At 64.8% G+C, this 22,741-nt stretch carries 32 protein-coding genes; 21 read left to right on the forward strand and 11 right to left on the reverse strand.

Annotated features, from left to right (window positions below; genetic code table 11):
* The first annotated feature begins 10 nt into the window (after positions 1-10).
* Genes QW887_RS22860 through QW887_RS22880 form a run of 5 tightly spaced genes read left to right on the forward strand, consistent with a single transcriptional unit; the run spans position 11 to position 1,529 of the window.
* Complete coding sequence (locus QW887_RS22860; RefSeq protein WP_315752853.1) at positions 11-319, forward strand: 2Fe-2S iron-sulfur cluster-binding protein; 309 nt, start codon at positions 11-13, stop codon at positions 317-319.
* 12 nt (positions 320-331) lie between these two features.
* Positions 332-544, forward strand: a complete 213-nt coding sequence (locus QW887_RS22865) for a hypothetical protein (protein WP_315713111.1) — start codon at positions 332-334, stop codon at positions 542-544.
* 13 nt (positions 545-557) lie between these two features.
* Positions 558-890: a DUF6156 family protein gene (locus QW887_RS22870; RefSeq protein ID WP_315752855.1), complete on the forward strand. Its 333-nt coding sequence runs from the start codon at positions 558-560 to the stop codon at positions 888-890.
* Complete coding sequence (locus tag QW887_RS22875; RefSeq protein WP_315752856.1) at positions 887-1,054, forward strand: hypothetical protein; 168 nt, start codon at positions 887-889, stop codon at positions 1,052-1,054. The genes QW887_RS22870 and QW887_RS22875 overlap by 4 nt, the downstream gene beginning before the upstream one ends.
* 16 nt (positions 1,055-1,070) lie before the next feature.
* Complete coding sequence (locus QW887_RS22880) at positions 1,071-1,529, forward strand: group II truncated hemoglobin (RefSeq protein WP_316195021.1); 459 nt, start codon at positions 1,071-1,073, stop codon at positions 1,527-1,529.
* Positions 1,530-1,788: 259 nt separating this feature from the next.
* Here QW887_RS22880 and QW887_RS22885 read toward each other — a convergent pair whose 3' ends face one another.
* The 4 genes from QW887_RS22885 to QW887_RS22900 form a co-directional block, all read right to left on the reverse strand.
* Positions 1,789-2,031, reverse strand: coding sequence for a hypothetical protein (locus tag QW887_RS22885; protein ID WP_315752858.1), 243 nt, complete (start codon positions 2,029-2,031; stop codon positions 1,789-1,791).
* A gap of 26 nt (positions 2,032-2,057) precedes the next feature.
* Positions 2,058-2,816 carry a dienelactone hydrolase family protein gene (locus tag QW887_RS22890; RefSeq protein ID WP_315825165.1) on the reverse strand — a complete coding sequence of 253 codons (759 nt, stop codon included), beginning with the start codon at positions 2,814-2,816 and terminating at the stop codon, positions 2,058-2,060.
* Between the two features lie 36 nt (positions 2,817-2,852).
* Positions 2,853-3,215 carry an iron-sulfur cluster assembly protein gene (locus tag QW887_RS22895; RefSeq protein WP_315752901.1) on the reverse strand — a complete coding sequence of 121 codons (363 nt, stop codon included), beginning with the start codon at positions 3,213-3,215 and terminating at the stop codon, positions 2,853-2,855.
* Positions 3,216-3,303: 88 nt separating this feature from the next.
* Positions 3,304-3,795, reverse strand: coding sequence for a hypothetical protein (locus QW887_RS22900; protein ID WP_315825164.1), 492 nt, complete (start codon positions 3,793-3,795; stop codon positions 3,304-3,306).
* Between the two features lie 272 nt (positions 3,796-4,067).
* Between QW887_RS22900 and QW887_RS22905 the strand changes: the two genes are divergently transcribed.
* The 3 genes from QW887_RS22905 to QW887_RS22915 are packed head-to-tail and all read left to right on the forward strand — an operon-like array spanning position 4,068 to position 5,038.
* A complete protein-coding gene (locus QW887_RS22905) occupies positions 4,068-4,301 on the forward strand; it encodes a BolA/IbaG family iron-sulfur metabolism protein (RefSeq protein WP_006609694.1) in 234 nt (77 codons plus the stop codon).
* Between the two features lie 48 nt (positions 4,302-4,349).
* Positions 4,350-4,679: a Grx4 family monothiol glutaredoxin gene (gene grxD, locus QW887_RS22910; protein WP_315752861.1), complete on the forward strand. Its 330-nt coding sequence runs from the start codon at positions 4,350-4,352 to the stop codon at positions 4,677-4,679.
* The gene (locus tag QW887_RS22915; RefSeq protein ID WP_315825163.1) at positions 4,676-5,038 is read left to right on the forward strand and encodes a (2Fe-2S) ferredoxin domain-containing protein; all 363 of its coding nucleotides are present in this window, start codon (positions 4,676-4,678) and stop codon (positions 5,036-5,038) included. Before grxD ends, QW887_RS22915 begins: the two co-directional genes overlap by 4 nt.
* Positions 5,039-5,057: 19 nt before the next feature.
* Here the strand turns inward: QW887_RS22915 and QW887_RS22920 are convergent, their stop codons facing one another.
* Together QW887_RS22920 and QW887_RS22925 are read right to left on the reverse strand one after the other, a co-directional pair.
* Positions 5,058-5,477, reverse strand: coding sequence for an ArsC/Spx/MgsR family protein (locus tag QW887_RS22920; protein WP_315825162.1), 420 nt, complete (start codon positions 5,475-5,477; stop codon positions 5,058-5,060).
* A gap of 1 nt (position 5,478) precedes the next feature.
* The gene (locus tag QW887_RS22925) at positions 5,479-5,910 is read right to left on the reverse strand and encodes a response regulator transcription factor (RefSeq protein WP_315713088.1); all 432 of its coding nucleotides are present in this window, start codon (positions 5,908-5,910) and stop codon (positions 5,479-5,481) included.
* Positions 5,911-6,324: 414 nt separating this feature from the next.
* Here QW887_RS22925 and nifH point away from each other — a divergent pair, with 414 nt between their 5' ends.
* The 11 genes from nifH to QW887_RS22980 all read left to right on the forward strand — a co-directional run bounded on the left by nifH (position 6,325) and on the right by QW887_RS22980 (position 15,412).
* Positions 6,325-7,212 (forward strand): nitrogenase iron protein, encoded by an 888-nt coding sequence (gene nifH, locus QW887_RS22930; RefSeq protein ID WP_315713086.1) that lies wholly within the window; start codon positions 6,325-6,327, stop codon positions 7,210-7,212.
* A gap of 83 nt (positions 7,213-7,295) precedes the next feature.
* Positions 7,296-8,030, forward strand: coding sequence for a nitrogen fixation protein NifQ (locus QW887_RS22935; RefSeq protein ID WP_315768824.1), 735 nt, complete (start codon positions 7,296-7,298; stop codon positions 8,028-8,030).
* A gap of 17 nt (positions 8,031-8,047) precedes the next feature.
* Complete coding sequence (gene irrA / locus QW887_RS22940; protein WP_315713082.1) at positions 8,048-8,542, forward strand: iron response transcriptional regulator IrrA; 495 nt, start codon at positions 8,048-8,050, stop codon at positions 8,540-8,542.
* 326 nt (positions 8,543-8,868) lie between these two features.
* Positions 8,869-10,008, forward strand: a complete 1,140-nt coding sequence (gene nifV / locus QW887_RS22945) for a homocitrate synthase (protein ID WP_315768822.1) — start codon at positions 8,869-8,871, stop codon at positions 10,006-10,008.
* Between the two features lie 2 nt (positions 10,009-10,010).
* Positions 10,011-10,802: a serine O-acetyltransferase gene (cysE, locus tag QW887_RS22950; protein WP_315713080.1), complete on the forward strand. Its 792-nt coding sequence runs from the start codon at positions 10,011-10,013 to the stop codon at positions 10,800-10,802.
* A complete protein-coding gene (gene nifW, locus QW887_RS22955) occupies positions 10,799-11,137 on the forward strand; it encodes a nitrogenase stabilizing/protective protein NifW (protein WP_315713078.1) in 339 nt (112 codons plus the stop codon). The genes cysE and nifW overlap by 4 nt, the downstream gene beginning before the upstream one ends.
* Positions 11,138-11,396: 259 nt before the next feature.
* Positions 11,397-12,242 (forward strand): electron transfer flavoprotein subunit beta/FixA family protein, encoded by an 846-nt coding sequence (locus tag QW887_RS22960; RefSeq protein ID WP_315713075.1) that lies wholly within the window; start codon positions 11,397-11,399, stop codon positions 12,240-12,242.
* 36 nt (positions 12,243-12,278) lie between these two features.
* Positions 12,279-13,385 (forward strand): electron transfer flavoprotein subunit alpha/FixB family protein, encoded by a 1,107-nt coding sequence (locus tag QW887_RS22965; protein WP_316195024.1) that lies wholly within the window; start codon positions 12,279-12,281, stop codon positions 13,383-13,385.
* A gap of 22 nt (positions 13,386-13,407) precedes the next feature.
* Positions 13,408-14,715 carry an FAD-dependent monooxygenase gene (locus QW887_RS22970; protein ID WP_315768820.1) on the forward strand — a complete coding sequence of 436 codons (1,308 nt, stop codon included), beginning with the start codon at positions 13,408-13,410 and terminating at the stop codon, positions 14,713-14,715.
* A gap of 41 nt (positions 14,716-14,756) precedes the next feature.
* Entirely contained in the window at positions 14,757-15,053 is a 297-nt protein-coding gene (locus tag QW887_RS22975; RefSeq protein WP_172112536.1) for a ferredoxin family protein, read from the forward strand.
* A 152-nt stretch (positions 15,054-15,205) separates the two neighbouring features.
* Positions 15,206-15,412, forward strand: a complete 207-nt coding sequence (locus QW887_RS22980; RefSeq protein ID WP_315713067.1) for a molybdopterin-binding protein — start codon at positions 15,206-15,208, stop codon at positions 15,410-15,412.
* Between the two features lie 27 nt (positions 15,413-15,439).
* Here the strand turns inward: QW887_RS22980 and QW887_RS22985 are convergent, their stop codons facing one another.
* Complete coding sequence (locus tag QW887_RS22985; protein ID WP_315768941.1) at positions 15,440-16,003, reverse strand: DUF2478 domain-containing protein; 564 nt, start codon at positions 16,001-16,003, stop codon at positions 15,440-15,442.
* Between the two features lie 73 nt (positions 16,004-16,076).
* Here QW887_RS22985 and modD point away from each other — a divergent pair, with 73 nt between their 5' ends.
* Entirely contained in the window at positions 16,077-16,952 is an 876-nt protein-coding gene (modD, locus tag QW887_RS22990; RefSeq protein ID WP_316183883.1) for a ModD protein, read from the forward strand.
* 13 nt (positions 16,953-16,965) lie between these two features.
* Here modD and QW887_RS22995 read toward each other — a convergent pair whose 3' ends face one another.
* The 4 genes from QW887_RS22995 to QW887_RS23010 all read right to left on the reverse strand — a co-directional run bounded on the left by QW887_RS22995 (position 16,966) and on the right by QW887_RS23010 (position 21,938).
* Positions 16,966-19,311: an ABC transporter substrate-binding protein gene (locus QW887_RS22995; RefSeq protein ID WP_316195028.1), complete on the reverse strand. Its 2,346-nt coding sequence runs from the start codon at positions 19,309-19,311 to the stop codon at positions 16,966-16,968.
* 103 nt (positions 19,312-19,414) lie between these two features.
* Positions 19,415-20,332 carry a sel1 repeat family protein gene (locus QW887_RS23000; protein WP_316184297.1) on the reverse strand — a complete coding sequence of 306 codons (918 nt, stop codon included), beginning with the start codon at positions 20,330-20,332 and terminating at the stop codon, positions 19,415-19,417.
* 503 nt (positions 20,333-20,835) lie between these two features.
* Positions 20,836-21,381, reverse strand: a complete 546-nt coding sequence (locus QW887_RS23005; protein ID WP_315768812.1) for a carboxymuconolactone decarboxylase family protein — start codon at positions 21,379-21,381, stop codon at positions 20,836-20,838.
* A 2-nt stretch (positions 21,382-21,383) separates the two neighbouring features.
* The gene (locus tag QW887_RS23010) at positions 21,384-21,938 is read right to left on the reverse strand and encodes a peroxiredoxin (RefSeq protein WP_315713058.1); all 555 of its coding nucleotides are present in this window, start codon (positions 21,936-21,938) and stop codon (positions 21,384-21,386) included.
* 578 nt (positions 21,939-22,516) lie between these two features.
* Between QW887_RS23010 and QW887_RS23015 the strand changes: the two genes are divergently transcribed.
* A partial coding sequence (locus tag QW887_RS23015; protein ID WP_316195025.1) for a hypothetical protein occupies positions 22,517-22,741 on the forward strand: 225 nt, incomplete at its 3' end.

The raw sequence follows: 22,741 nt of genomic DNA on the forward strand, positions 1-22,741 counted from the left end.
GAGAATCCAAGTGGCGACATTGACGGTAATGCCCTCCGGCAAGACGATCGAGGTGGGCGAGGGCACCACCATTCTGGCAGCGCTGCTCGGCGCCGAGGTCGAGATCCCGCACAAATGCGAGGGCCAGGCAAAGTGCGGCTCCTGCCACATCTTCCTGCAGGAGGGACGCAAGGGCGTGTCGAAGGTCACCAAGCTCGAGAACGAGAAGCTCGACACCATCGTCGGCGTCGGCTCGAAGTCGCGGCTCGCCTGCCAGGCGACGATCCTCGGCACCGAGAACGTCAAGATCGAGCTTCTGGGCTTCGGCTCGGGTCTGTAACAGGAGGATCACATGGACAAATTGACGCTTCATGTCCGCTTTGCCAATGATGGCACGGTCGCCGAGATCAGCGAGCGGCCGGTCGGGCTGACGCCGCAGCAGTGGTTCGACAAGCTCAGCGAGGCCATCGGCATGAAGGCCTATCAGACCTTCGCCGGCGGCCGCGGCGTGTTCAAGGTGGCTCGTGAGCAGATCGAGGCCCTGAAGACAGCGGCTGTCTCGTGACACGGTCGGCAGCATGAGCACCGATGCGGGACAGGCGTGCCGATTCTTCGTCTCCTACACGGGCGTCAAGCTGCCGCTGCGGCTGGTGACTGCGATTGCGCCGGAGCAGCTGTCGAACCGCAACACGTTCATCCGCGGCTATTTCGATGCCGCGGGCGTGCTGACCGGATTCGAAAAGATCGTCTATGGCGAGATCGAGCTCACGCACAGCTACAGCTACCATGCCAGCGGGGCGTTGAGCCGGGCCGAGATCGTCATGCTCGACGAGGATCCGGTGACGCTGAATTTTGACGAGACCGGCGCGCCCATCGCCGGTCAGGATGCGTCGGTGAAGGAGGCCTCGTGACTGTCGCCAAGCTGATCGAGGCTCTTGCAAGCATGCCGAAGGACGCTATCGTGCTGATGGACAGCGGCGGCGGATTGTCGCGTGTCGATGCGCTTCAGCTTGTGGACGAGCAGGGCCCGGGCGCTCCGGCCGAGGTGATCCTGCAGCCGAGCTTGGATGAGTAGAGGGCGGACTGGTCGGATGGCGGACGCTGGGACTTCAGAGACCGGAACTCCGGACGCAGGGCCGGTCGCGACCCCCTATGAGCGGATCGGCGGAGCGGTTGTCGTGGACCGTCTCGTCGAATCCTTCTACCACCGAATGGATACGCTGCCGGAGGCCAAGGGCATCCGCGAGATGCACGGCCGCAATCTCGGGCCGATCAAGCACATCCTGAAGCGCTATCTCTCCGAATGGCTGGGCGGCCCCAAGCTTTATTCGCCCGAGAAGGGCCATCCGCGGCTGCGCCAGCGTCACATGGGCTTTGCCATCGGCAATGCCGAGCGCGACGCCTGGCTGCTGTGCATGCGCGGCGCGCTCGAGGAGACTGTCAGCGACGTCAAGGCCCGTCAGGATGTCGACGCCGCCATGACCAAGCTCGCCGACTGGATGCGCAACCACGCCGGCAACCCGCACGATGCTCGGGCCGCGCGGCCGTGAGCCTGCGGTGACGTCATTGCGAGGAGACGAAGGCGACGAAGCAATCCAGAGTCGCCCGCGTTACCCTGGATTGCTTCGCTGCGCTCGCAATGACGGAGAGGGCGTGACGCGTAGGCTGGACCAAGCGAAACGCGCCCACCGGCGGTCTCGCCTGCAAGATGGACCAGAAAAAGATGGACCAGAAAGGTGGGCATGGCGATCTTCCGATGGTGCAATTCACTGCCGTCCGTGGCGCCTTTGCCGACCTTACGCAATCCAACTAATACAACGGCACGCCGAAGAAGGTCTCGTCGTCGCCACCCCAGGCGCGGTGTAGCGCCAGGGCGTTCTGCCATTGCATCATCTCGACCTCGCTGGCATTGCGATGCGTGATTCTGCCGTCCGGCACCTCGGCAAGCAGAAAAGGCTTGCCGTTGCGGATGAAGCGGTTGAGATCCTTGGTGTCGTTGGGGCGCACGACGCAACGTGGCCGCTCGTCGATCAGGATGGTGGTCGGCAGCATCGCGGTGCTCTCACTCCATCGGATTGTCAATCGGCCAGCGGTCCCATGTCGTCGTCGGCTTTCTTCTTCTTTTTCTTGTCGGTCTTGGCGAGCGCATAGGCGCCGGCGTTCTTCAGCGTGATCGGCGGCTGCCCGACGACATATTGCGAGATCCACGCCAGGGTCCGGTCATGTGCCAGCGCAGCTGCAGATTCATCATAGGTCTCGCCGTCACCGTCGAACGCATGCGCGGCATTCGGATAGGAGAACGCGCTGACCTCGGGATGATAGGCGCGGAACATGGTCACCTCCGCGAACGGCACGACGATGTCGGCCTCGCCGAAATGGAGCAGCGTCGGAATCTTGCGCTTGGCGCCGGCCGCGTTGACGACACCGGTCGCGTAGTAGCTCACTGCGCAGGCCACGCCGGAGACGCGGTTGGCCGCGTCATAGGCGAGACCGCCCCCGGCGCCGAAGCCGACCACCGCCACCTTGCCGCAGTCCTTGACGCTGTCGACCGTTGACTGGATCTCGGCGAGCAGCGGTGCGGCCGGATCCGGCACGCTCTCGGCCGGCTCGCCCTCCGTTGCCGCTTCGATCGCGGTGGGAGGCGACAGCTCCGGCGCGATCACGACATAGCCGCTCGCGGCGAAAGTATCGGCGACCTTGCGTAGTTTGCCGGCAGCGTCGGCGCCGTCCGGCAGGACGACGATCGCCCCCTTTGGCGCGTCGGCGGGATCGGCACGAAACGCCTGAAAGGTATGGCCGTCGCTGGCGGTCAGCTTGATCGTGCTCGCCGTAGGCATGTGATGCTCCTGCTTCCGTTGCGCGGTTGGCGCGCGTTACAACAAACCCAGCTCCAGGGCGGTCTCTTCGGACATGCGCGACTTGTCCCATGGCGGCTCGAAGACAAGGGTGACCTTGACCGACACCACACCGTCGACGGCCTGTACGGCGTCCTCCACCATTCGGACGATCTCGCTTGCGACCGGACAGCCGGGCGCCGTCAGGGTCATGTCGATCTCGACCGCGCCGCCGCCCTCGTGCGCGATTCGATAGACCAGCCCGAGATCGTAGACGTTCACCGGAATCTCCGGGTCATAGACCGTTCGCAACGCTGCAATCACGCTCTCGGCTGCACTCTGGGAGCCGGTCGCTACGGCGTTCTGCGCCGGGGAAGGAGGGGGCGGGGCGTGCATGGTCATCATGCGTTGGTTCCTCTCATGATTCTGGTTCGCACCGGGGGATGGTCGTTGGAATTCGAGTCATGTTTCGCTCATGCATGGCGTCGCCTCATTCCGAACCGAGCCCCTCGGCCAGCGCGGCGACGACCGGCCATCCGACGGCGCCGGTGGGATCGAGTCGCCGCAGCGCCGCGAGCATTTCGGCTGCTCCGTCGGAATCAGTCTTGCGCAGATGGATGAAGGCGAGGGCCTTCAGCGTGTAGAGCGCGAAGCGGCCGGCGCCATCCGGCAGCGGATCATGCGGCGTCCAGTGCCGCCAATCCCGTGGCCAGCCGGCCTGGCGCGCCGCTTCCGCAAGGCCCAGCTCGGCGACCGCCTCTGCCTCGTCGAGATGGCCTTGATAGGTGTGAATCTTGTACAGACAGAAGTAGGTCGGAAGCTGCTGCGGAGCGGTCGCCAGCGCCTGGCGAAACAGCCGATCCGCCTGCGCGTGGTCGCGGCGATACGCCGCCACGCCCTGTTGCAAAAGCGCATCGATCTCTTGCGGCAGATCGCCGAAGTTGATCGTGTCGGGTTCGCTGACGAGTTCGAGCATCTGCATTGACCTCGATCAAATCATTGCAAGACGCGGACCGTTTTCGCGCGGGTGCAGCAGCGCCGGAGCCGGCAGGAGGCGGGCGGAAGAGCGGGCCGATGTTGGATTTTGCACGTCGCCTCTTCGCTCCGCCGCGGCCGATGTCGCAAAGACGACGCAACGCTTGGCGAATTGGCGTGGACGCGTCGTCAGATGCCGGCGAGACGGCGATTGCGGCGAGCAAATCACTGGTTCGGAGCTTGCATGAGGCCTTCATCAATCCAGCGGGAGTGGCAGCGATGGCGATGGCAGCAACGGACATCGAGCGTCTGATCAAGGAGGCGTTCCCGGATGCCGTCGTCGTGATCGAGGATCTGGCGGGCGATGGCGACCATTATTCGGCGCGCGTCACCTCACAGGCTTTCGCCGGGAAGAGCCGGGTGCAACAGCATCAGATGGTCTATTCGGCTCTCAAGGGTCAGATGGGCGGCGTGCTGCATGCGCTGGCGCTCGAGACGTCATTGCCGAAATGATCGTTGCGGCCGGGCTGATCGGTCGCATTCAGGGAAAGGATCCAGTCTATGTCGACATCCGAACGCATTCAGAAGCTGATCGACAGCAATGACATCGTGCTGTTCATGAAGGGCGTGCCGGCGGCGCCGCAATGCGGCTTCTCCGCCGCGGTGGCACAGATCCTGGCCAAGCTCGACGTGGCTTACGAGAGCGTCAACGTGCTCGCCGATCCCTTCATCCGCGAGGGCATCAAGGAGTTCTCCAACTGGCCGACCATTCCGCAGCTCTATGTGAAGGGCGAATTCGTCGGCGGCTGCGACATCGTGCGCGAGATGTTCCAGGCCGGTGAGCTCGCGACCCTGCTCGCCGACAAGGGCATCAAGGCGTCTGCGTCATGAGCGATGCCAATGTCGCCGAGGCGGATGACGCATTCGAGATTCCGCAGCTCTACAAACATCACGCCTTCGTCTGCCTGACGCAGCGCCCGCCCGGGCATCCGCGCGGCAGCTGCGGCGGGCTCGGCGTGCAGCCGCTGTGGGACCGGCTGACCAAGACCATCGAGGCGCAGCGGCTGACGGATATCGGCGTCACCGCCGCCGGCTGCTTCGGCTTCTGCAGCGCCGGACCCATGATGGTGGTCTATCCGGACGGCGTCTGGTATCGACCGACCAAGCCGGAGGATATCGACGAGATCGTCGAATCCCACTTCAAGCAGGGCAAGCGTGTCGATCGCCTGGTCATGGTGTTGAAGCGCTGAGCTTGCAGAACGGAGCCGCTCAACGCGGCTCCGGACAAGGTGTCGACCCATCCGGACGCGTGCAGCCCTGGACATCCTCCAGACCGTCGCCCTGCCGAAGCAGCGAGATGACGGGTTCACGATCGAAGCCGGCGCAGCACCGGCCGCCGGCTTCGATCAATGGCCGGCGGATCAGCAGCGGATCCTCGAGCATCAGGTCGATGGCCGCGACGGCTTCGATCGTCTCTGGCTCGATCTCTCCCGATCTCACGCGCGGCGAGGCCGGATTGAACCAGGCCCAGACGGGGGTCCCGGCGAAATATGTGCGCAGCCGCTCGCCCGTCCAGGGTTCGGTCAAGAGGTTCCTGGCGATGACATCGTGGCCTGCTCGCGTCAGCATCAGCTTCTGCCGGGCGTTGGTGCCGCAGCCCGGCTTCTCGTAGAAGACGACGGTCGTCACGTCAGGCACCGCCGAGCTGGACCAGCTGCGCGCCGCCGGCGCGGCCGAGAATGGTGTCGACCTTCTTGCGCACCGCCTCGATCGTGAGCGGCTTGACCACGGCGCCATGCGCGCCGGCCTTGAGACCTTCGATCGCGATCGCCTCGTCGGCCTTGGCGGTCACGATCAGAATGCGCACGCCCTTGAACTTCGCCAGGATCTCGCGGACGAGCTCGGGGCCGCGTTGCTTCAGGAAGGAAACCCCGAGCAGCACCACGTTCGGTGCCAGCCAGTCGACGCCCTTCTCGTACGCCTCCTCCGGCGTCGCCAATTCGTGGGTCTCGATTTCATCGTGCAACATGAACTGCAGGGCCGCGCGCGTGATCTCGTCGTCGTCGATCACGAACACGCGCCGCTGGTCCACTGCCTTGGCCGTCTCCACTCCGATCTGCATGGCATCCTCCTCAACGTTGTCAGCGTCTGTGCCGCAGGGCTGCAGAGGGGATCTAGCAAATCTCGTTCCGGGCACCGCCCGGCTGAAAAGCTACCGCTGTTGTGTCGTTTCGGACAGCGCCGCGCGTCGTCGCATCTTGCGAAGCATTCCGATGTCGGGTTTGCAACAACTCGCAATCGCGCCCGGATTGCTCCGCATCTCCTTTAAAACATGATCGTTTTGGCCCTGTGCGCGTGCTGGCACAGCCGTTGCAAAACCGGGTTCAGGCAATGGTTGAGGGCTGAGTGCACGCCGACGCTCCGGACGAGCGATGCTCTCCTTCCCAACAACCCGTCTGCCGGTTCTGGAGAGAGGACGCGGTCTCGCGATGCAAGGCGCATGCGGGACATTGGCAATCGGTTGATGGAGAGCAGAATGTCATCACTTCGACAAATCGCATTCTACGGCAAGGGCGGCATCGGCAAATCGACGACGTCGCAGAACACGCTCGCGGCGCTCGCCGAGATGGGTCATCGGATCCTGATCGTCGGCTGCGACCCCAAGGCGGATTCGACCCGCCTGATCCTGCACGCCAAGGCGCAGGACACGATCCTGAGCCTGGCTGCTGCCGCCGGCAGCGTCGAGGACCTCGAGATCGAGGAGGTCATGAAGGTCGGCTATCGCGACATCCGCTGCGTCGAGTCCGGCGGTCCGGAGCCGGGCGTCGGCTGCGCCGGCCGCGGCGTCATCACCTCGATCAACTTCCTGGAAGAGAACGGCGCCTATGAGGACATCGACTACGTGTCCTACGACGTGCTCGGCGACGTCGTGTGCGGCGGCTTCGCGATGCCGATCCGCGAGAACAAGGCGCAGGAAATCTACATCGTGATGTCCGGCGAGATGATGGCGATGTATGCCGCCAACAACATCTCCAAGGGCATCCTGAAATATGCGAATTCCGGCGGCGTGCGCCTGGGCGGCCTGGTCTGCAACGAGCGTCAGACCGACAAGGAGCTGGAGCTGGCGGAGGCTCTCGCCAAGAAGCTCGGCACCCAGCTGATCTACTTCGTGCCGCGCGACAACATCGTGCAGCACGCCGAGCTGCGCCGCATGACCGTGCTGGAATATGCGCCGGATTCGGTCCAGGCCGGGCACTACCGCTCGCTGGCGCAGAAGATCCACAACAACGGCGGCAAGGGCATCATCCCGACCCCGATCACGATGGACGAGCTCGAGGACATGCTGATGGAGCACGGCATCATGAAGGCCGTCGACGAAACCCAGATCGGAAAGACTGCCGCCGAACTCGCCGCAACGGCTTAAGCAGTCTTGGTACCGGCCTTCCTCCCGTCGGAAGGCCGGTACCTCATCGCATGTCCCGTCGGCGCGCGGCAGGGGATCAAGCTATGACCATCGCAATCGTGGGCGTCTCGGAGTCCGTCGCTGCCGGCCTGCAACCGTCGCCGCGCAACGGCTCCTGCGAAGAGAACGCGCCGCATCACGGCCGCCAGATTTACCGCCTGCTGACCGGCGTCGATCCCGACGAGGCGCTGATCGACAGTGACATCGGTTTCGATCGTCACGTCATCGCATCGGTTCTCGCCGTTTCAGCGATGGAGCATGGCGCGCTGGCGGAGCGCGCGGGGCTTTCGACCGTCGAACTGATCGCACTGCTGGCGCAGTTGTTTCCGGCAGCCTCGATCGACTCCTCATGGCTGCCGATCACCGGGGCCGTGGCCGCGCCGGACGAGGACGAAATCACGATGGTGCGCGATCTGCTCGCCGCGCAGCGCTCCACGGACGGCGAGGTCGGCCGCTGGCTCGCGGCCATGGTGGCGCGTCGCGCGATGGAGCCCAACCATCTCTGGGAAGACCTGGGCCTGCGCGAGCGCTCCGAATTGTCGCGCCTGCTGATGCGTCACTTCGCGCCGCTGGCGAGCCGCAACACCAGCAACATGCGCTGGAAGCGCTTCTTCTACCGCATGCTGTGCGAGGATGATGGCTTCGTGATGTGCACGACGCCGGTCTGTACCCAGTGCAACGACTTCCAGCTCTGCTTCGGGGAGGAGAGCGGCGAGAGCCGGATGGCCGAACGGCGGCGCGAGGTGGCGCTGCGGGAGGCGGCGGGCGCCGCGATGTGAGTTCGAGGACCGTGATGATGTTGATGGACAGCCAGCTTGGATCCCCGTGCAACTCCGACGGCGGACGTTGTCCTCAGGCGGAGACCTGCGAAGCTGGCGAGATCCTGATGCGTCGATGCGAGGACGCGCTGCGCCGGGCCGGGTTGCGCCCCACCCAGCAGCGTCAGCAACTGAGCCGGATTCTGTTCGGCGGCGGTGACCGCCACATCACCGCCGACGCGCTCTATGCCGCAGCCGTTGCTTCGGGCATGAAGATCTCGCAGGCCACCATCTACAACACGCTCAACCAGTTCGTGGAGCTGGGCCTGCTGCGCCAAATTGGCGTGGACGGCTCGAAATCGTTCTTCGACACCAATACGACCGTGCACCCGCACTTCTTCTACGAGGACGAAGGCGCGCTCGTCGATGTGCCCGGACAGGTCGCGTTCGAGCAGATGCCCGAGCCGCTGCCGGGTTATGGCATGGAGCGGATCGACATCGTCATTCATCTGCGCCGCAGGCGTCACGCCTGACGGCAGCGCAGGTCGCCACGCGGTCCAGGCGCTGCGCGGGCATGTCTCTCTGCGTCGACGTTCGACGTTCGATGTCCGACGCTGTTACGAATCCGACAATTCGGGGCGTTGGAAAAACAATCAGATATTCAATTGGTTGGCGTGGTGTCCGGCGGTGGCATGGCCGTTGCTGAGTGAATGGCAGGCCGCAACGGAGCGTCGTGCTTCTGGCGGCCGCACACAGGTTGCGACGGAGCGAGTGAATGCCAGACGTCTCCGGACAGCGCGGGTCTAGGAATGCCCGAGATGCCGGCTCTGCCCACGGGGGCACAGCCTCGGGGAGCCCGATGCCCCGGGTCATCCTCAACGATACCACGCTCCGCGACGGCGAACAGGCGCCGGGCGTCGCCTTCGCCCTCGGAGAGAAGGTCGCGATCGCTCGTGCGCTCGCCCGTGCCGGCGTTCCCGAGATCGAGGCCGGCACGCCGGCGATGGGGGCCGACGAGATCGCGGCGATCAGGGCGATCGTCGAGGCCGGTCTGCCCGCGACCATCATCGGCTGGTGCCGGATGCGCGAGGCGGATGTCGATGCGGCGATCGCGGCCGGCGTCTCGATGGTGAATGTCTCCATCCCGACATCCGACGTGCAGATCGCCGCCAAGCTCGGCGGCAGCCGCAGCGCCGCGCTGGAGCTGCTCAAGCGCGTGGTCGGCTATGCGCGAAGCCGCGGACTGGCCGTTGCCGTCGGCGGTGAGGATTCGTCGCGCGCCGATGTCGGCTTTCTCGCCGAGGTGATCGCGACCGCGAAGTCGCTCGGTGCCCGACGCTTCCGCGTCGCCGATACGCTGAGCGTGCTCGATCCCGACGCGACGTCAGCCCTGGTCGGCGCCTTGCGTGCGACCACGAACCTGGAGATCGAGTTTCACGGCCATGACGATCTCGGTCTTGCCACCGCCAACACGCTGGCGGCGGTCAAGGCGGGCGCGACCCATGCGTCGGTCACCGTGATCGGCCTCGGCGAGCGTGCCGGCAATGCCCCGCTGGAAGAGGTCGCGGTCGCGCTGCGGCAGCTCTACCGGCGCGAGACCGGCATCGTGCTGGCCGAACTCGATCACGTCGCCAATGTCGTGGCGGCCGCCGCGGCACGCGCCATTCCACTCAACAAGGCCATCGTCGGCGAGCACGTCTTCACCCATGAATCCGGCATTCACGTCGACGGCCTGCTGAAGGATCAGCGCACCTACCAGGCGCTCGATCCGGTACTGTTCGGCCGCTCCAATCGGATCGTGATCGGGAAGCATTCCGGGCTGTCGGCGATCACCTCGCTGCTGTCGGATTTGCGGCTGCCGGCGAGCGTCGACCAGGCCCAGCGCATCCTGGCGCGCGTGCGCAGGCATGCCGTCACTCACAAGGGACCGGTGCCGAAGGAGGCCGTTGCGGCCATCTGGCGCGAAGTCTGCGATCACCCGCTGGCGAGCTTTGCCTGATCATGAGCGACATCGTCGACACCCCCATTGCAGAGCCGATCGTCGTCGAGGCGAGCCGGCCCTCGCTGCTTCGCCTGATCCGCGAGGACATTGCGTGTGTCCGCTCGCGCGATCCGGCGGCGCGCAGCGAAATCGAGACACTGCTGACCTATCCCGGCATTCACGCGCTGATCTGGCACCGCCTGGCGCATCGGCTGTGGATCCGCGGCTGGCGTTTTCCGGCGCGCTTGTTGTCGTGGCTCGGACGTTTCCTGTCGAATGTCGACATTCATCCGGGCGCCGAAATCGGCCGCCGCTTCTTCATCGATCATGGCGCCTGCGTCGTGATCGGCGAGACCGCGGAGGTCGGCGACGATGTCACGTTGTATCACGGCGTCACCCTGGGCGGTACGTCGTGGTCGCCAGGCAAGCGGCATCCGACGCTGGACAGCGGTGTCGTCGTCGGCGCCGGCGCCAAGATTCTCGGACCGATCACCATCGGTCCGCGGACCCGCGTCGGTGCCAACTCCGTCGTCATCCAGAGCACACCGCCCGACGTCACGGTGGTCGGGATCCCCGCCAAGGTGGTGCGGCCTGAGTTCACCCATCGGCGGACTGTCGGACGGATCGATCTGGATCATCATCTGATGCCTGATCCGGTCGGTGAGGCCCTTTCCGTGATGCTGGACCGGATCGAGTTCCTCGAAGCGCAGCTCGCCCACATCAGGCAGAAGATACGCCAGGGACCGCCGGCTCCGGCGCCGACCTCCTTCTGCGAGGTTGATCCGATTTCGAGTCAAGGAGCAAAGCAATGACTGCGGCAACGCCGAACGTTCTGGACGAACTGAAGAAGACCTCCGCGGCCGAGGAGTTCTTCAAGCTGCTCGGTGTCGACTACGATCCCAAGGTGCTCAACGTCTGCCGGCTGCATATCCTCCGCCGGATGGGGCAGTACCTCGTCAGCGAGGACTTCTCCGGCGTTTCCAGTGAGGACGTCGCAGCCCGCTGCAAATCGTTCCTGGAGCAGGCCTATCAGGACTTCCTCGTCTCGACGCCGCTCGATCAGCGGGTGTTCAAGGTGCTCAAGGAGGCGGTGGCGCCGCCGAAGCCGGCTCCAAAGCCGTTCGTGTCGCTGACGACGCTCAAGTAGCGCATGAACTGACGATCGCTCCCGCGCGCCGCCAGCACGACTGGCGGCGCTTCTGCTTTCAGGCGAGCCGTGCGCTTTCAAGTTCCTGTCGCATTCCCGACGCGTGTTGCTTGCGACGTGTCGGACCTCGTCGGCGAGTTTTCAGAAGCAGATCGGGTTCATGCGCCAAGGTGTTGAATCCGTGCCGATAATCATCGCGGCCGAAACTGGTACGACAATTGCTGTCCTGATCGCAGGACTACACACCCGGAGTGATCGCATGCATATCGTCGTCTGCATCAAGCAGGTTCCGGACTCCGCGCAGATCCGCGTTCATCCGGTGACCAACACCATCATGCGCCAGGGTGTGCCGACCATCATCAACCCTTACGACCTGTTTGCGCTCGAGGCGGCGCTGCAACTGCGCGACAAGTTCGGCGGCGAAGTGACGGTGCTGACCATGGGACCGCCGTCCGCCGAGGACTCGCTGCGCCGGGCGCTGACCTACGGCGCCGACCGCGCCGTGCTGCTGACCGATCGCTTCTTCGCCGGCGCCGACACGCTGGCGACCACCTATGCGCTGGCGACAGCCATTCGCAAGGTCAGCGAGACCTTTGGCGCGCCCGACATCGTGTTCACCGGCAAGCAGACGATCGACGGCGACACCGCCCAGGTCGGCCCGGGCATCGCCAAGCGGCTGGGCCTGCTGCAACTGACCTATGTGGCGAAGATCCGCGAGGTCGATCCTGTCGCGCGCACCATCGAAGCCGAGCGCCGCTCCGAGGGGGGCGTTCAAGTGCTGAAGACCAAGCTGCCGTGCCTGGTGACGATGCTCGAGGCGACCAACGAGATCCGCCGCGGCGCCATGGCCGATGCGCTCCGTGCGGCGCGCGCTCAGATCGTCACCTGGAGCGCCAAGGACGCCGGCGTCGAGGACATCTCGAAGTGCGGCTTGAAGGGCTCGCCGACCATCGTGAAGCGGGTCTTCGCGCCGTCGGCCCGGGCGGAGAAGGCAACCATGGTCGACTTCTCGAGTCGCGCGCCGGCCGACGCCCTGATCGAGGAATTGTTCAAGCGGCAGCCGAAGCTCGAAGCCGAGCTGACGACGTCAGCGCACGGCTTCTGATCCAGACGGCTTTTGACGGACCAAGGGACGACGATCATGAGCGAACCCACCAAAGCACCGCCCGCCGCAGCCGGTCGCGCCGCGACCAAGAAGGAGCTGCCCGAGCATTTCAAGGCCTACAAGCACGTCTGGGTGTTCATCGAGCAGGAGCGCGGCCAGGTCCACCCGGTATCCTGGGAGCTGATGGGCGCCGGACGCAAGCTTGCCGACAAGCTGAAGGTCGATCTCGCGGCCGTCGTGATCGGTCCTCCCGGAGAGGCCGTGCAGCATGCTGCCGCGGAGTCGTTCTGCTATGGCGCCGATCTCGCCTACATCGTCGCGGACGGCGTTCTCACCGACTATCGCAACGAAGCCTACACCAAGGCGCTGACCGACGTCGTCAACACCTTCAAGCCGGAGATCCTGCTGCTCGGCGCCACCACGCTCGGCCGCGACCTCGCCGGCTCCGTCGCGACGACGCTGCTCACGGGTCTGACCGCCGACTGCACCGAACTCGACGTCGATGCCGACGGCTCGCTGGCTGCGACGCGTCCGACCTTCGGCGGCTCGCTGCTCTGCACGATCTACACGCTGAACTATCGGCCGCAGATGGCCACCGTCCGCCCGCGCGTGATGTCGATGCCGGACCGCGTCGAGAAACCCGCCAGTCGCATCATCGAGCACAAGCTCGGTCTCGTCGAGGAGGACATCGTCACCAAGGTGCTGTCCTTCATTCCGGATCGCGATTCCGCCAAGTCCAATCTCGCCTATGCCGACATCGTCGTGGCGGGCGGGCTCGGGCTTGGCTCGCCGGAGAACTTCCAGCTCGTCAAGGGGCTCGCCGCGGTGCTCGGCGCCGACTTCGGCTGCTCGCGGCCGCTGGTGCAGAAGGGCTGGGTGACCTCGGATCGCCAGATCGGCCAGACCGGCAAGACCATTCGGCCCAAGCTCTACATCGCCGCGGGCATCTCCGGCGCGATCCAGCATCGGGTCGGTGTCGAGGGCGCCGACCTGATCGTTGCCATCAACACCGACAAGAACGCGCCGATCTTCGACTTCGCGCATGTCGGCATCGTCACCGATGCGATCCGGCTGCTGCCCGCGCTGACGGAGGCATTCCGCGCGCGTCTGTCGCCGCATTCGCGCGATCGCATCGCAAGCTAGGCACCAGAGAGGGAGCAGGGCAATGATCGAGGAACGTTTCGACGCGATCGTCGTGGGTGCCGGCATGGCCGGTAATGCGGCTGCGCTGACCATGGCCAAGCGCGGCATGAAGGTGCTGCAGCTCGAGCGCGGCGAGTATTCCGGCTCCAAGAACGTGCAGGGCGCGATCCTCTACGCCGACATGCTGGAGAAGCTGATTCCGGACTTCCGCGAGGAAGCGCCGCTGGAACGCCATCTGGTCGAGCAGCGCTTCTGGATGCTCGACGACAAGTCGCATGTCGGCCTGCACTACAAGTCGGACGACTTCAACGAGGAAAAGCCGAACCGTTACACGATCATCCGCGCCCAGTTCGACAAATGGTTCTCGTCCAAGGTCAAGGAGGCTGGCGCCACCGTGCTGTGCGAGACCACCGTGACCGAGCTCGCGCAGGATGCCTATGGCAAGGTGATCGGCGTCAGAACCGATCGGCGCGATGGTGAGATCCATGCCGACGTCGTCGTGCTGGCCGAGGGCGTCAACGGCCTGCTCGGAACCCGCGCCGGCCTGCGCGAGCGGCCGAAGCCGGAGAACGTCGCTCTCGCGGTCAAGGAGATGCACTTCCTGCCGCGCGAAACGATCGAGGCGCGCTTCAACCTGAAGGGCGACGAAGGGGCCGTCATCGAGGCCGTCGGCACGATTTCCCGCGGCATGACCGGCATGGGCTTCATCTATTCCAACAAGGAGTGCATTTCGCTCGGCATCGGCTGCCTCGTCTCCGACTTCCAGAAGACCGGCGAGACGCCATACGGCCTGCTCGAGCGGTTCAAGCAGCATCCGTCGGTGGCGCCGCTGATCGAGGGGTCGGAAGTCAAGGAGTACTCGGCGCACCTGATTCCCGAGGGCGGCTACAACGCGATCCCGCAGCTCTGCGGCGATGGCTGGGTGGTGGTCGGCGATGCCGCCCAGCTCAACAATGCCGTCCACCGCGAGGGATCCAATCTCGCGATGACCTCGGGGCGCATCGCGGCCGAGGCGATCTTCCAGGTCAAGTCGCGCCGCGATCCGATGACCAAGGAGAACCTCGCGCTCTACAAGAAGATGCTGGAGGACTCCTTCGTCATCAAGGACCTGAAGAAATACAAGGACATGCCGGCGCTGCTGCACAACCAGTCGCAGAACTTCTTCCTGACCTATCCGCAGCTCGTCTCCAAGGCGATGCAGAACTTCGTGCGCGTCGACGGCACGCCGAAGAAGGAGAAGGAAAGCAGCACCGTGCGCTCCTTCGTGAATGCAAGGTCATGGACCGGCCTGTTCGGTGACGCCTTCAGGTTTGCTCGGGCGTGGCGATGATTGGTGAATGAACGAAACAGCTCAGGCGAGGGAGATCAGACATGAGCACGGACGTCGCAGTCAGGGTCGAAGACAAGCTGTTCTATAATCGCTATCAGGTCGATCCCGGCCGGGCCCATATCAAGGTCCGTCCGCATACCACGCCGACGCCGCAGTTGAAGGCGCTTCTCAAGGCCTGCCCGGCACGCTGCTACGAACTCAACGACAAGGGCCAGGTCGAGATCACGGTCGACGGCTGCATCGAATGCGGCACCTGCCGGGTCATCGGCGAGGCCAGCGGCGACATCGAGTGGAGCTATCCGCGCGGCGGCTACGGCGTGCTGTTCAAGTTCGGCTGACGCCGTCGGATCATGCCGGTCGACGGGGTGCCGCAAACGCAGCGCCGGATCATCAATCCTGTATTGTGTTTGATATAGGTCATTGAGTTCTGGCACGCGTTCTGTTTACATTGAGCAGCAGCAACGAGGCTGCAACGGATGAGGAACAGCACGTGAAGCTGAGCGCACGAAATGTCTTACCGGGACGAATCATCTCGGTTGAAAAGGGAACGACCACCGCCCACGTCAAGGTGGAGCTCGCCCCGGGACTGACAGTCTTCTCGGCGATCACCAACGAGGCGGTGGACGAACTCGCGCTTGCCGTCGGCGACAGCGTCTCCGCCGTCATCAAGTCGTCGGATGTGATGATCGGCAAATAGAAGCGTGGCGCCGAATTGCTGCGCCGATCAGCCGCGCGACGCCTGTCGCGCGCGCAGGTCGAGCCACCAGGTTTCCATCGCGGAAAGCGACGGCTGGAGCAGCGTGCCGAAATCGCCCGCAAAGGTCCGCCAGTCGTCGATGCATTTCTGCGGCACCGCCGTCAGCACCGGAATCCCTGACGTGATTGCGTCGGCCAGCTCGCCGCGCAACCCGCTTCCGGAAGCCTCCTGCTTGGAGAACTTGTTGATCACGATGAGGTCGGCATGGGCCGCGATGGCGCGGTGAACGGCCATGCCGGCTTCGGCAAGGCCCGCGGTGTCGAGCTTGCAGGCCGTCGATCCGGTGCCGAGGTCCTGACAGATCGAGATCGTGTCGCCATTGGCGAGATCGATCACGTCCATTCCGCTTTTCTTGCCGACTTCGTCTCTCGTATTGCGCTGAACGATGCCGCCGACGCGGACGCCCCGTTGCAGCAGCTCCTGGGCAAAGGCGTCCAGCAAGGCATCGGCGTCGTCGCCCGGTCCGTAGAGAATGGCGGCGAGACGGGGCTGATTGGGCTCGGCGGAAGCAGGAAGATCGTGCGGGATCATGCGGGGCCTGGCGATCGGGGGCGGGCGGCGACCAGGGTTTATATAGAGGATGCAGCCTGTGGAGAAAGAGCAGATGTCGCGCGCGCCGACCACCGCTACGCACCATGATCTGGAAGCGCTGCTCCGCGACGATGTCCCCTATGGCGACCTGACGACGGAGACGCTCGGGATCGGCGCCGAGCCGGGCCTGATGCACTTCGCTGCGCGCGGCCGCATGGTATTGGCCCTAGCCGAGGACGCGGCGGCCTTGATCGAGCTCACGGGCTGCCATGTCGAATTGTTCGCCGGCAGCGGAATGGTGCTGGAGGAGGGGGCCCCGATCCTACGTGCAGAGGGCGCGGCGGCAGGCCTGTTGCGGAGCTGGAAGGTGGCGCAGACGCTCATCGAGATCTGGTCAGGCGTCGCCACCGGGGCGGCTGCGATCGTCGGCGCGGCGCGCGCGATCAGGCCTGGCATTGTGGTCGCCTGCACGCGCAAGAACGTCCCCGGAACCAAGCCGTTCGCCGTTGCCGCGGTGAAGGCGGGTGGCGCGGTGATGCATCGGCTCGGCCTGTCGGAGTCGGTGCTGGTGTTTCCGGAACACCGGGCGTTTCTCGGCGATGCGCCGCTTGCCGATGTCGCCGAGCGGTTGCGGCGGAGCGCGCCGGAGAAGCGGCTCGTGATCGAGGTCACCACGGTCGAGCAGGCCGTCGCCGCCGCCGTGGCCGGCTTCGACGTCATCCAGGCCGAGAAATTTTCGCCTGCCGACATCGCTGCGCTGACGGAGCGTATCGCCATCAGCGCGGCGCTGCCGCGGCGGCCGATCATTGCGGCCGCGGGTGGCGTGAATGCGCAGAACGCCGCTGCCTATGCTGCGGCGGGGGCAGACGTGCTGGTCACCTCGGCGCCCTACCTCGCGCGTCCCTGCGACGTGCAGGTGCGGATCAGCCCTGCCTCGGCCACGGCTTGACCGCACGACCCGGCTACTGTGGGTGCCGCGGAGCGGCGCGCTTCTGGCGGTTGGCTCGCCATTCCATGAATTCACGGAACAGCCGGGGATCGGCCGATACGCCGCTAGCCTGCAGATCGTTGGCCTGTGCGTTCGCCCCCAGCATCTGGGGAGGCGGCGTATTGCGATCGAGCCAGTCCTGTGCCGTCTTGAACCGTGTCCAGCCGGCGATCGGCGCCAGCGGCGCCACCTCCTGCCATTTCGGGTGGTATGGCGGCCGTTGCAGCGTCTGCATGTTGCTGAAGAAGGCTTCGACCAGCAGAGACAGCCGGCGGTGACGGTCGCTGCCGGCCGGCCAGTTGAACGACGCCAGCACGGCCTCGGCCGCGATCGTGTTCACCGGCGCCGAGGCGCCGACGAGGTTCGGATAGTCCTCGGCGGACAATTGCGCCGGCAGATAGTCGTCGTGCAGAGCCTTGTCGTAGTCGACGGGCACCAGATGCAGATTGGGATCGCTGACCTGACTCAGCCATTGCACCGGCTTGCCCTCGACCGTGATGATGGCGTCTATGTCGCCCCTGCGCAGCATGTCCAGCGCCAGCCGCGGCTCGATATAGAGCAGATGTGGCCTGATCCCGAGGCGCTCGAACACGTTGATCGAGGTGACGAAGGTGCCGCCGTCGGGCAGGTCGACGGCGATGGTCTTGCCGTCGAGCTCGCTCAGGCTGGCGATCGATCTCGGCGCCAGCACGTGCATCTCCTCGTTGAACAGCTTGGTGACATAGACCAGTTGTTCGCGGATGTTGTTGGCGAAGTCCTTGCGCTCGAGAAAGGCCAAGGTGTCCTTGCGGATGATGCCGGCGTCGACGCCGCGCAGCAGCAGGATGTCGGCGACCGATTGCACCGAGCCGCGGCCGATCACGGGAAGGATGCGCAACTCCGTCCCCTTGTCGAGCGCGGATGCGAGGTCCGCGCCCATATTGGCGTAGGTGCTGCCGAACGAGCCGGTCATCAGCGTGACGGTATTGGCATTCAGCTGGTTGGCCAGATCGCGCTTCGCCGTGCCGTAACGGAAGATGGTCTTGAAGGAATCGCTGACGCTGCCGGGATCGATACCGCTCCGGACCGGACCGAAGCGCTGCCACTTGCCGCCGGTGAACTGCATCATCTGCATCTGCTCCAGCGGCGCGTGATCATGGGGGCTGGTGTTGACGGTGATGCCGGGCGTCAGCATCGGCAATTTGAGGCTTTTCAGGGATGCCGCCTGCTTCATGATATTGTCGCGCGACAGGTCGTCGCCGCAACTCCGCAGCACTGCGACCATCGCGTTTGCCGCGAGGTAGCCGAAGGTCGCAAGACCATTGCTCCTCGGTACGTCCGGCAGATAGCGGTCCATGAAGGCGGACCATTCGCGGTAGGATGGATCGCCTGCAGCCGCGGCCTCCTCGCCCTCGTAGTAATAGCCCGCGGACAGGATGCCTTCGGCATTCTGCAGGCCGGCCGGCTGCATCACGGCGGAGACCGATTCCGAGACCGTCGAGATGATGTGGTCCGGACGCCAGCCGAGCTCGGCCGCGCGGCGGATCGCCATCACGGCGAACTTGGGCGTGGTCACGTCGTAGAAGATGTCGGCGCCGGATGCCTTCAACGTGGCGATCTGCTGATTGACGTTGGCGTCCGTCACCTTGTAGGTGGCTTCCGCCACGATCGGAAGCTTGCCACCCAGGCCGTCCTTCAATCCCTTGACGTAATCCTTGCCGAAATCATCGTCCTGATAGAGAAGCGCGATCTTGCCGCGGCTGTGGGTCTCCAGCAGGTACTGGGCATAGACGTGCGCCTCGGCCTGGTAGCTCGGCTGAAAGCCCATGGTCCACGGAAAGTCGTGGGGCTGGTCCCATTGCGAGGAGCCTGATGCCACGAACAATTGTGGGACTTTGTTGGCGTTGAGATAAGGGCGGACCGCCAGGTTGGGAGCCGTGCCCAGGCTGGCGAACATCAGGAGGACATTGTCCTCCTCGACGAGCTTGCGGGTCATCTCGACCGTCTTCTGCGGCGCATAGCCGTCGTCGTAGGAAATGAAGTTGACGCGCCGGCCGTTGATGCCGCCTTCGGCATTGATCTTGTTGAAGTAGGCCGCGATCGTCTTGCCGATGACGCCATAGGCGAGAGCCGGGCCGCTGTAGGGCATGGTGTTGCCGATGCGGATCTCGTTGTCCGCGGCGACCGCTTGATGTCCGGTCAGCGCCAGCGGAGCGGACAGAGCCAGCGCGAGGCATGCGGCTGCTCGAGGGGGGCTGTTCTTTGCATCCCGTGGTCTGCGACGTCGGCTCCATCTGGCGGCCAAGCAGGCGCGAACTGCAGCATGGATGCCGTGCATCATCAGTCCTCCCATCGATATTTGGTTCTCCGGCGCAGCAGATCGCGGCCGCCCGTCTCGCAGGGAGCGGTCCGGGCCGCGTCTCGAGCGCTCCGAGATTTATGCGTTAGCGCGCAGCCGAGATGCGTCGGCTGGCTTCCGGCGATCCTTGCTCCGCAGCCCTGAGATACCAGGCGCGCGCCTTGGCTGCGTCGGGAACGGCACCGAGCAACCGCGATTTCGTCAGTTCGGCCGGGTCATAGGTGCGCGCGAGCAGGAGGGAGGCGTCCGCAATCCCGGCGTCGGAAAGCCGCGTCAGGATCAGGCGCGCGCTGGCGACGTCGCCCGCGGCGAGCAGGTCGCGTCCACGCTTCATCAGCGCATCGACCTCGTCTCGCGGCAACGGAACGGTCGGGCGAGGCGAGGCCATCGGGAGCGCAGGTGAGGGGGGCGAGACCGTCGGTGCTGCCGCGGCCGGCGCAGGCGACGTGGGCGCCGAGGGCCATGGCCGCATCGCCAGTTCTGTACTGCTGGGAGCCGCGAGCGCGGCGACCGTCTGCGGCGGGTCGTCCTGGGCGACCTTGGCTTCCGCAGGATCGATCTGGGCCAGGCTTTCCAGCACGGCGGTCGGCATGATCGGGCTCTTGCCACCCGGTGTCGCTGCGCTGTTGTCGAAGGAGACCATGTTGACCACCATCATGGCGATGGAGGCCGCGATGCCGACGGCGGCACCGATCTTGATGATGCTACTCAGCCGCAACGATTTGTCCGGATCCTCCGGCGGCAGGGGCATCACCACGGGATCGAGCTTCGCGCTCCAGGCACGGTGGGCCTCCTCATCGTCGAGGTCAAGGGCCGCTGGCCGGGCCGGCAGGGAGCTTGGCCGGGACACCAGATGATGCGGCAGGGGGATGCCGTCGGCGGGCGGATCGAATGCCGTCGGGCCGGCCTCCGTCTGGCGGCGGCGCGGCGCATATCTGCGGAGCTCTTCGTTCGCCCAGGGCGGCGCTGGTTTCGCCGGATCGTTCTGATCTGGAGCACTCATCACTAGCCTCCTGTCTCCGACGAACGGGTCGTGGGAGATAGCTTCAGGACGTCGGGCGCGCGCGGTCCAACCGAAGCGCACATGATGCGACATCGGGGACATTGCATCAACGCTTCCGTCGAGACCGACAGGTCCGGTTTCCTTCCGACATGCACGCCATTGTTTTCGCGCGCCCTGGTCACAATCGATGTTGCTTGGTCCCTAAGCTGATCAATGTTCTTGTCGGGAAGGGTGAGTAGGTAAGGCTATTTGATGGAAATTTCCCGGCGCGCCGCATCGGTGACTACTCGCAATGCGCGAGACCGGGGGCGAGTTCTGCGCTTTGCGGAAAGATCGGTTGGAGTATCAGGATGCCGCAGCCATCTCGACTTTGCCGCGAGGTCAGGGGCTTAGCGGACCGAGGAGTTGCAGGCGCGCCGGGAAATTCTGCAACTCAGGCGAGAAATGGCGAAAGACAAATGCGGCCGGACAATGCCGGCCGCATTCACATATCCGATCGATTCTTATTCCGCCGCCAGCGCGACGGACACACCAGCGGCTTCGATCGCAACGGCAACCGACTGGATGATGGCGGCAAAGCGCACGGCGGTCTGGATCGTGGCCGCGGGCACGCCCGCATCCTGCAGGACCTTCTCGTGCGAATCGATGCACGTGCCGCAGCCGTTGATGGCGGACACCGCGAGCGACCACAGCTCGAAATCGGCCTTGGCGACGCCGGGGTTGGCGATGACGTTCATCCGCAGCCGGGCCGGCATCGTCGCGTACTCCTTGTTCGAGGCAAGGTGCACGAAGCGGTAGTAGACGTTGTTCATGGCCATGATCGCGGCGGCCGATTTCGCCGCCGCCAAAGCGGCGGGCGACAGCTGCGCGGCCGCAACCGATTCGAAGGCCGCAACGACGCTCGGATTGCGAGTCGCAATCGCGCAGGCGACGAACAGGCCATACTTGGCCTGCGGCGACAGCGTCTCGTCGGACGCCATGGACGACAGGTTGAGCCTGACGTCCTTGGCGAAGTCCGGGATCTGGTCCTTCAGCTGCTCGATCGACATGATCAGGCGACCTTCAGGGTCTCGCCGCCGACTTCGCGGTTGCACGGGCAGAGCTCGTCGGTCTGCAGCGCGTCGAGGACGCGCAGCGTATCCTTCGGAGCGCGGCCGACATTCAGGTTGGTCGCATAGACGTGCTGGATGGTGTTGTCGGGATCGACGATGAAGGTGTAGCGGTAGGCGACGCCGTCGGGCGAGCGGACGCCGAGGCCGTCGACCAATGCGCCCTTGGTGTCGGCGAATTGCCAGATCGGCAGCTTGTGCAGATCCTTGTGGTCGCGGCGCCAGGCGAGCTTGCAGAACTCGTTGTCGGTCGAGCCGCCGAGCACGACGGCATCGCGGTCCGCGAAATCCTTCGCCAGGCGCGCGAACTCGGCGATCTCGGTCGGGCAGACGAAGGTGAAATCCTTCGGATAGAAGAAGATGATCTTCCACTTTCCAGGGAAGCTGGTCTCGGTCAGGGTCTCGAAGGCGCTCTCGCCCTTCTCTTCCTGAAGATGAAAGCCGGGTTTCACGCCGACGATTTCAAACGATGGCAGCTTGCTTCCGATTCCGAGCATTGGGGCACTCCAAGAAAATTATTGCGCTGCAATAGCGAGGCGCATTGTGCATTGCAAGCGATATGCCATTCGTTTTTAGTATCAGTGGATTGTCGAAAACCCGACACGTGGCGGCAACATGCTGCGAGTGCGAGGCCGTGGCGATGGGGAGCTTTTGGATGGAGCTGGCTTGGAGCGTCGGCTTCGTGACATTGCGATCGGACATCGAGCGACGACAGCCGGAGCGCGCGCGTCGTCGCCACGGCAAAATGAGGTTGATATCCGCTTGGTCGAAGCGCCATGCGACGTCGTGTTGACGGTCTCGACGACGCCCGACGTGCAATTTCTTTGTGCGGCCGAAGTGGCAAAATTGACATTATCGCCTTCGTCGCGATGCACGTTTGACCACGGCGACTCGCTAAGCGGCATGAAGGCGACAAGCCGTCGGCAGATCACGGCGCGGCACGGTGCAAGGTGTCGCACGGCGCACAGTGTTGTCAGCTTTTCAGCAGATCGCGTCTGTTATTTCGCCTTGCTGCGCGATGACCTGACCATAGTCTCCTCGCAGATTTTCATCGGCCTGGGAGGAGTTCATCACCATGAGCGAAACTGTCTCGGCACCAAATGCAAGCGCGAGCCTGTCGATCGATCGACGATTTCTCGCGACCTCAGCCGCGCTCGCGGCAGGATGGGGAGCCCTGCCGCGGGAGCGCGCCGACATCTCGCCGCCACTCTCGGTCTTCGACCGCGGATCGTGTCCCCAAGCGTGGTGTAGCTGGCGGCCCACCGCGTTCGCCGGCTGGAGCCGGGCCTGTCAGCTGGCG

This window comes from Bradyrhizobium sp. SZCCHNRI3052 (genome assembly GCF_032484895.1).
In the GTDB taxonomy this organism is placed as follows: domain Bacteria; phylum Pseudomonadota; class Alphaproteobacteria; order Rhizobiales; family Xanthobacteraceae; genus Bradyrhizobium.

Coding starts and splice junctions, on each gene's coding strand:
- QW887_RS22865 (WP_315713111.1), top strand. CDS start 332: ATGGACAAATTGACGCTTCATGTCCGCTTTGCCAATGATGGCACGGTC.
- QW887_RS22870 (WP_315752855.1), top strand. CDS start 558: ATGAGCACCGATGCGGGACAGGCGTGCCGATTCTTCGTCTCCTACACG.
- QW887_RS22880 (WP_316195021.1), top strand. CDS start 1,071: ATGGCGGACGCTGGGACTTCAGAGACCGGAACTCCGGACGCAGGGCCG.
- QW887_RS22885 (WP_315752858.1), bottom strand. CDS start 2,031: ATGCTGCCGACCACCATCCTGATCGACGAGCGGCCACGTTGCGTCGTG.
- QW887_RS22890 (WP_315825165.1), bottom strand. CDS start 2,816: ATGCCTACGGCGAGCACGATCAAGCTGACCGCCAGCGACGGCCATACC.
- QW887_RS22895 (WP_315752901.1), bottom strand. CDS start 3,215: ATGACCATGCACGCCCCGCCCCCTCCTTCCCCGGCGCAGAACGCCGTA.
- QW887_RS22900 (WP_315825164.1), bottom strand. CDS start 3,795: ATGCAGATGCTCGAACTCGTCAGCGAACCCGACACGATCAACTTCGGC.
- QW887_RS22905 (WP_006609694.1), top strand. CDS start 4,068: ATGGCGATGGCAGCAACGGACATCGAGCGTCTGATCAAGGAGGCGTTC.
- grxD (WP_315752861.1), top strand. CDS start 4,350: ATGTCGACATCCGAACGCATTCAGAAGCTGATCGACAGCAATGACATC.
- QW887_RS22915 (WP_315825163.1), top strand. CDS start 4,676: ATGAGCGATGCCAATGTCGCCGAGGCGGATGACGCATTCGAGATTCCG.
- QW887_RS22925 (WP_315713088.1), bottom strand. CDS start 5,910: ATGCAGATCGGAGTGGAGACGGCCAAGGCAGTGGACCAGCGGCGCGTG.
- nifH (WP_315713086.1), top strand. CDS start 6,325: ATGTCATCACTTCGACAAATCGCATTCTACGGCAAGGGCGGCATCGGC.
- QW887_RS22935 (WP_315768824.1), top strand. CDS start 7,296: ATGACCATCGCAATCGTGGGCGTCTCGGAGTCCGTCGCTGCCGGCCTG.
- irrA (WP_315713082.1), top strand. CDS start 8,048: ATGTTGATGGACAGCCAGCTTGGATCCCCGTGCAACTCCGACGGCGGA.
- nifV (WP_315768822.1), top strand. CDS start 8,869: ATGCCCCGGGTCATCCTCAACGATACCACGCTCCGCGACGGCGAACAG.
- cysE (WP_315713080.1), top strand. CDS start 10,011: ATGAGCGACATCGTCGACACCCCCATTGCAGAGCCGATCGTCGTCGAG.
- nifW (WP_315713078.1), top strand. CDS start 10,799: ATGACTGCGGCAACGCCGAACGTTCTGGACGAACTGAAGAAGACCTCC.
- QW887_RS22960 (WP_315713075.1), top strand. CDS start 11,397: ATGCATATCGTCGTCTGCATCAAGCAGGTTCCGGACTCCGCGCAGATC.
- QW887_RS22965 (WP_316195024.1), top strand. CDS start 12,279: ATGAGCGAACCCACCAAAGCACCGCCCGCCGCAGCCGGTCGCGCCGCG.
- QW887_RS22970 (WP_315768820.1), top strand. CDS start 13,408: ATGATCGAGGAACGTTTCGACGCGATCGTCGTGGGTGCCGGCATGGCC.
- QW887_RS22975 (WP_172112536.1), top strand. CDS start 14,757: ATGAGCACGGACGTCGCAGTCAGGGTCGAAGACAAGCTGTTCTATAAT.
- QW887_RS22985 (WP_315768941.1), bottom strand. CDS start 16,003: ATGATCCCGCACGATCTTCCTGCTTCCGCCGAGCCCAATCAGCCCCGT.
- modD (WP_316183883.1), top strand. CDS start 16,077: ATGTCGCGCGCGCCGACCACCGCTACGCACCATGATCTGGAAGCGCTG.
- QW887_RS22995 (WP_316195028.1), bottom strand. CDS start 19,311: ATGATGCACGGCATCCATGCTGCAGTTCGCGCCTGCTTGGCCGCCAGA.
- QW887_RS23000 (WP_316184297.1), bottom strand. CDS start 20,332: ATGAGTGCTCCAGATCAGAACGATCCGGCGAAACCAGCGCCGCCCTGG.
- QW887_RS23005 (WP_315768812.1), bottom strand. CDS start 21,381: ATGTCGATCGAGCAGCTGAAGGACCAGATCCCGGACTTCGCCAAGGAC.
- QW887_RS23010 (WP_315713058.1), bottom strand. CDS start 21,938: ATGCTCGGAATCGGAAGCAAGCTGCCATCGTTTGAAATCGTCGGCGTG.